6 protein-coding genes are annotated in these 6,272 nt (G+C 61.9%); 2 read left to right on the top strand and 4 right to left on the bottom strand.

From position 1 onward, the window contains the following. The 3 genes from Q0L30_RS04470 to Q0L30_RS04460 form a co-directional block, all read right to left on the bottom strand. Positions 1-1,310 (bottom strand): MFS transporter (locus Q0L30_RS04470; protein ID WP_296651714.1); only part of this gene is annotated, 1,310 nt, incomplete at its 3' end. A gap of 411 nt (positions 1,311-1,721) precedes the next feature. Next, complete coding sequence (locus Q0L30_RS04465; protein WP_296651712.1) at positions 1,722-2,234, bottom strand: TonB family protein; 513 nt, start codon at positions 2,232-2,234, stop codon at positions 1,722-1,724. 124 nt (positions 2,235-2,358) lie between these two features. Further along, positions 2,359-2,571, bottom strand: coding sequence for a hypothetical protein (locus tag Q0L30_RS04460; protein WP_296651710.1), 213 nt, complete (start codon positions 2,569-2,571; stop codon positions 2,359-2,361). A 692-nt stretch (positions 2,572-3,263) separates the two neighbouring features. Between Q0L30_RS04460 and Q0L30_RS04455 the strand changes: the two genes are divergently transcribed. Together Q0L30_RS04455 and Q0L30_RS04450 are read left to right on the top strand one after the other, a co-directional pair. Beyond that, complete coding sequence (locus Q0L30_RS04455; RefSeq protein WP_296651708.1) at positions 3,264-4,319, top strand: DUF535 family protein; 1,056 nt, start codon at positions 3,264-3,266, stop codon at positions 4,317-4,319. A gap of 527 nt (positions 4,320-4,846) precedes the next feature. After that, positions 4,847-5,098: a hypothetical protein gene (locus Q0L30_RS04450; RefSeq protein ID WP_296651705.1), complete on the top strand. Its 252-nt coding sequence runs from the start codon at positions 4,847-4,849 to the stop codon at positions 5,096-5,098. A gap of 22 nt (positions 5,099-5,120) precedes the next feature. Here the strand turns inward: Q0L30_RS04450 and trfA are convergent, their stop codons facing one another. Next, on the bottom strand, positions 5,121-5,981 hold the full coding sequence (gene trfA / locus Q0L30_RS04445; RefSeq protein ID WP_296651702.1) for a plasmid replication initiator TrfA: 861 nt from the start codon (positions 5,979-5,981) through the stop codon (positions 5,121-5,123). Positions 5,982-6,272: the final 291 nt, after the last annotated feature.

The raw sequence follows: 6,272 nt of genomic DNA, 5'->3' as shown, positions 1-6,272 counted from the left end.
AGACTTGCATCGCGCGTTTCGCGCATGCACAGCACGCCGACCAGGCTCACGGCCGCCGCCACCGACACATACGCGCCAACCCACGGCAAGCCGCCGTGCGCGGCGAGCACCTGCGCGATATACGGCGCGACCGACGCGCCGAGAATCCCGCCGAGGTTGTACGCGACACCGGCGCCCGTGTAGCGGACGTTGGTCGGAAATAGCTCCGGCAGCAACGCGCCCATCGGCGCGAAGGTCACGCCCATCAGGAACAGCTGGATCACGAGGAACAGCAGCACGAGCAACGGCTCGCCGCTGCCGAGCAGCGGCGCCATCGTGAAGCCCGAAAGGATGGCGGCGATGCAGCCGACGATCAGCACCGGCCTGCGGCCGAAGCGGTCGCTGGCCCATGCCGAGAGCGGCGTCGCGAGCCCCATGAACACGACCGCGATGCACAGCATGCCGAGGAAGGTCGGACGCGGAATATGCAGCGCCGTCACGCCGTGCGCGAGCGAGAACACCGTTGCGTTGTAAAAGAGCGTGTAGCAGACCACCATCGCGAGCGCGCCGAGCAGCGTCGGTTTCCAGTGCTGCGAGAGCAGCGTCGCGAACGGCACGCGCACGCGCTCTTCGCGTTCGACGGCGGCCTTGAACGCGGGCGTTTCGGCGATTTTCAGCCGCACGTAGAGACCGATCGCGACGAGCACGGCCGAGATGATGAACGGCACGCGCCAGCCCCAGTCGCGGAACTGCTGATCGGAAAGCGTCGAGGCGAGGCCGAAAAAGAGGCCGTTCGAGGCGAGAAAGCCCACCGACGGCCCGAGCTGCGGAAACATGCCGAACCAGCCGCGCTTGCCTTGCGGCGCGTATTCGGTCGCGAGCAGCGCCGCGCCGCCCCATTCGCCGCCCAGGCCAATGCCCTGACCGAAGCGCAGGATGCACAGCAGGACCGGTGCGAGGCTGCCGATCGCGTCGTAACCGGGCACGAAGCCGATCGCCGTCGTAGAGAGTCCCATCACGAGCAGCGACGCGACGAGCGTCGACTTGCGGCCGATGCGGTCGCCGAAGTGGCCGAACAGGAAAGAGCCGATCGGCCGCGCCACGAACGCGATGCCGAACGTGACGAAAGCCGACAGCGCCTGCGCCGTCGCCGAGCCGTGCGGGAAGAACACAGGGCCGATCACGAGCGCGGCGGCCGTGGCATACACGTAGAAATCGTAGAACTCGATTGCGGTGCCGATGAAGCTCGCGAAGATCACGCGCGACGTGGGCGATTGCCGGGATGCCTCGGGCTGGTCGGCGCGCGCGGGTGAAATCGGTGAAGTGGACATCGTGGAGTCTCCAGTCGTTATGACGCGCGACGTCGCCTTGGGGCGGTGCGCGGGTCCGCATACGCGGCTTATGACGGGCGCTGCGAGACAAACAGGTCGCGGTGCCCGTTGCCGGTCAGCGGGAGGGCGTTGCCAGATTCTTGCCGGACTATGGCCATATGACCGGCGACGACGGGTTGTTATGCATCGCGAGGAGCACTGGGCGTTCGCGTTGCGTCCGGCCGGCTTGCCGGCGCGCCGATGGGCGCAAGGGCAGCCGTTACCCGTCGAAGCCAGGCGGTGGCGTGCGCCGACGGGTGAAGCCGGGCAGAGCCGGCGAGGGGTAGGGAAAAAATTATAACGATCGTGCGGTACGCGCAGCAAGGCGGGGAAAAACCGGAGCACGCGCGGCTCGAGGCGATCCGGCGCGGCTCAGTTGAAATTCTGCGCTTGCGGCGACGCTAGCGTGCGCAACTGGAATTTGCCGTCGTCATTGAAGAGCCAGTCCTCGAACATTTCGAGCTGGCCGAGCGAGTTGAGCAGACGCGCGGGTGGCGGAGGCAGCGGCGTCGCGCGGCGCAGCGTCGAGAGCGCGGTGGCTTCGGCATCGTCGTCGCCGTTGGTGCGGTACACCGACGACTTCACGACCTGGCCATTGCAGTCGACCACGAACGAAACGACGACGAGCGAGCGCAGCATCGCCTGCGGCGTGCCGGCGAGGATATAGGAAGGATTGCGCTCGACGATGCGGTGCGCGACGGCCGTGCGATATTGGTCGAGCGTGTAGCTGTTGATGGCCGCGGGCGGAATGGCGAGGAGCGTCTTCGGCGGCGGCGTGATGGTGCAGGCGCTGGCGATCAGCAGCAACAAGGCGAGCCCCGCGCGCCGCAGCACAAGGGCGGGCGAACCAGCAAAGCGGCGGGTCGGGCAGACGCTGATGAGCATGGCGCGCAAGCTCGGAGGCGAGACCAGATTCGAGCTTAGTCGAAACGGTGCAGGATGCAATCCGCAGTGTCCCGCGCCGTGCGGTGAGCGCCCAGCGTCTGATGAAACGAGGGAACGGACTGGCTTAGAGCAGGGGGAATTGCCCGCAGGGATCGGTCGCGACGGTCCCGCAAGCGTACGAATACTGGCCGCTCTTCAGAACCAGTTCCTTGCCTTGTTGAACGTTGTCGCGGAAATCCGGCGAGCTTTCCCAGGCGATGAAGCCGCTGCACATGACGGCAGACAGAACCACGAGCGAAAACGCAAATTTTTCAAGACGTTGATAGCGGTATGGCATGACGGCAATTCCCGGGAAGAGCCCGGATTTTAGCGTGTTATCAGGGTTAATACCTATAATTCCGATTGTGGCAAAGGGGTTGCTGTCGCCTGTTTCGCGTGTTTCACGCCGGGGGAGCGGGCAGGGGCAGGGCATCGAACCATGTGGGCGCGGAGCGCAATCCGGCCGAGGGGCGTTTCACGGGGACAGGACGCAAAGACACTGGCGTCGTGGGTGCGAGCGGCACCGATGCGAACGAGACGATCGTTATGGCCGGGAAAACGGGCGCGTAGCGTCAGAAACTTTCACGTCCAGCATAACTGCCGCGGGTGCGACAAAATTACGCAGTATTTCACGGACGCTGGTGACGAGAGCTGGCTAGGCGTCCGACGGGCGATCCTGTAATATTTCGAAAAATTACGACATGCTCCGTAATTTTTCCGGAGCCATTGCGAATCCTCGTAAGCGTGTTCGCCTTGGCTGTCCGAAGGACTGGGCCGTCGCATTCCGTCCGTGAGATGGCTCGTCGAACATCGGGGATCAGGACTGCAAGTGTCGATGAGGACTGCGATTTATGCGCGCAGCAAAATCGATCGGCCAGTGCCCGAATCGTCATTCAGGTGTGCCGCAGTTGCAACTCGCAATGCGGCCACGTCTGCGTCGGCTGCCTCCGTGTTTAGGCTACGTATGAAAATGAAAGCGGATGGCGGTTGATGATGTCGATTTCCGTGATTTACCACTTGCTGGCTAGAGCTATCCCCGGGCGAAGCTCCGGTGCCCTGTTTCGGAAGATCCGCGTACTGATGTACGCACTGCTCCATCCTTTTGCGGCCCGCATCTGGCTGAGTGCCGTGGCGACCAACGCGTTGCTCGCCGATATTGCCGTGCGTAACCGGCGCTACCTCGAACGTCCCTTTCGCAGATTCATCCAGGCGGATATGCCTGCCTGCGCACGTGCCGAACTACTGTGCGGACATTTTCGCGTCGTGCGGGAGCTCTTCGGCGACGACCGGGTGCGCGGTCTCTATCTGAAATCTGATCACGTGACCCTGGCATCGAGTGGGCGGTACGCAATCGTGGTGAGCGAGCCGGTGCGCTGCTGGCGCGAAGGGTTGCTTACCGTCGCCTGGCGCGACATGGTCGAGCACGTCGATCTTGCGTGGGCGACGATGAGTTTCGAGTGGCATGCCGGATCGGGGCGACGCGGGGCGCTGATCGGCGGCCTGCAGGGGCCAGCCGGGACGGATAGAGAGCGGGTGCGCGAGGCGACGCGCGCATGCCACGGATTGCGGCCGAAGGCTGCGGTGGTGGAGGCTGTCTGTCTGCTGTCGAGGATGGCGCGGGTCGACGTGCTGAGCGGCGTGACGAAGAAAACGCACGTTTCCGCCGGAACGCAAGCGCAGGTGCGCGCGGATTATGACGGCTTCTGGGAGGAGATCGGCGGTGTTGAAACCGCTGGGCGGTACGTGTTGCCGCTTTGCCTGCACCACCGCGACGTCAGCGAGGTTCCGTCGAACCGGCGTGCGGCATTTCGCAGGCGGCAGACGCTGATTGCGGACTTGCTGGCGCAGATCGCGCAGGCGGTAGACGCGAATCCGGTCGGAGAGGCGATGCAAGGTCATCTGGGTCACGCAAAGGCCGACAGCGATCGTCTGGATTTTGCCGTTGCGCTGACAACTGACGCTGGTGATATGGAACCGGTCTTTGCGTTCAACGGTGTCAACCCCGTGCAAGCCGATCGGGCGGTTCCGCAAAGACTCGCTGCCTGATCCAACTGACCCGCGTGACATCTTTCCCGTGCGAACGGGATGCTCGAAGCCGTACACAACTGGCCACGGCTGGCACACGCCAAAAAACAAAACGCGCACACCGTGACGGTGTGCGCGTTTGGTATGGGATCAAGCACGGGAACTTACGAACCGCTTTCCCGAGGGCCTCATCCGGCAAGCATGTATGGCGGAGGCGGTGAGATTCGACGGATGAAAATTAATTTAATTTAAAATCAATGACTTGAAAGATGTTCTGTGAGGTGTTGTGTACCAGTGGTTTGTACCTTCTCGCCTCGCTCTAATCATACGCCTCTGTGGCTTTCCGGCCCAGTCGCCGCCGCGTTACCAAATGATGGCTGGCTCGTTGCTGAAATGAAGCTACCGACGAAATTTCGTAACACTGTTCCGCAATAACTGGGCTCAAAGACACGCTGTTATGCGAAGCACGGCAACGCTGAGACGAAAATGCGCGACGCATGGTGCCGGTGTCGCGCTATACGGTTCATCCGAAACTTATGTGAGCCGTGATGAAAGACCGATACGACCAGAAGACCCTCGAACTGCCGTTGGGCGATGACGCACCCGCAGCCGACGCGCCCAAGAAAAGGGGCCGTCCAGCCCTGCATGAAAACGCAGCGGCGAAGCAGAAAGCCTACCGTGAGCGTCTTAAGGCTCGTGGCATGCGTACCGCCAGTCGCGTCGTGCGCGACTGCCGAGGTAACACCGCCAGGTTGCACTCGGACATCATCGACCTGAGCGAAGTGCGCGGCTGCCGGTGAGCTTCGGCATTCTCGTTGCGGGTTAGATATCGTCGTCGTCCTGCGAAAGAACGGGCGTTGGCAAGGCAGGACTCTGTCGGGCAGCGGGATTGACTGGCCGCTTGGGCTTCTCGACGATAACCGTCCCCTTACTCGAGAGCGCGCATTCCCACCCTGTCTGCTTTTGTAGCTCAGTAAGGGCAACGCTTAAGGTCTTTAGCCATTTGTCATCGCGCATATGATCGCGCCGCATCAATGGCCTTAGCGTTGCTTCTGGCAGGGGTATCGGTTGCTTGTGTGTTTCGTAAAATGCGTGGAGCGACTGAGCGAGCGAATTGTCCCGCAGTGCGTTCCGTTGAGACCTGTTGACTAGCGATTTGCCCACTCGCATGAGCGATGCGATGTGCCCGCCAAGCGTGACCGTGTACCGCATCCTGTTCCCGTCTAGGCACCTTGTGAAGTCGAGAATCAGGGCAGTCTGCTGGCAAACGCCGTTGTCGTCTTTGAGGTCATCGGCCTGAAACTCAAAGACGGCGGTTCGCATCCGCTCAAGGCTCTGGATGAGCGCGCTCCGTTGCGCGCCACCGGTTTTCCACCCCAACTGGCGCAGGAACTCTTTTTCCAGGAATTGCACGGACGTAGTGGCGTGATCGAGCGCGCCCGTGTCATAGACCAGTCTGATGCATCCGGCCATTACATCCAAGTCGTTGCCGTCGAGCTGCTCACCGGCCAGTTGGTAGACTGGGACGCCACCGTGACGAGCTATCTCCGTCTTCTGCGCGTACGTAGGCCGTTCACGGCCACGATAACGCATTGAGGAGAACACTGCGGTTCGAACGAACGCAAAGGGAAGCGGGTAATTGGTCCCGTGCCCGTAGGGCAGACTCAAAGCAGGCCAAGTCATCTATTACGGCTCGAATGTTAAAGGGGGGGCAGAGTATAGCTGAATTGTGGCGTATGGAGACGCAATATCGTGATGTATGAAGACGCAACTTGTGATGTTTCAGGACGGAAAATTCCAAAAAGTCGCTGCAAAGGAAGGCGTTTTCCCCGCAATAATCGTTTTTAAATGAGATGGGATTTAATCAGCCATATCTGGGCAAGGCGCTACGAACCCGCCCACGGGGGCGGGTGGGCAGCCAGGGCGGGCAGGTACCGAGGCGATTCTCGCGCGAGGGGCCGACTGCCCTTGTCG

The organism is Paraburkholderia sp. (assembly GCF_024281035.1).
Lineage (GTDB): Bacteria > Pseudomonadota > Gammaproteobacteria > Burkholderiales > Burkholderiaceae > Paraburkholderia.
Note: the sequence above shows the minus strand (reverse complement) of the source record. Positions and strands in the feature narration are given on the sequence as shown.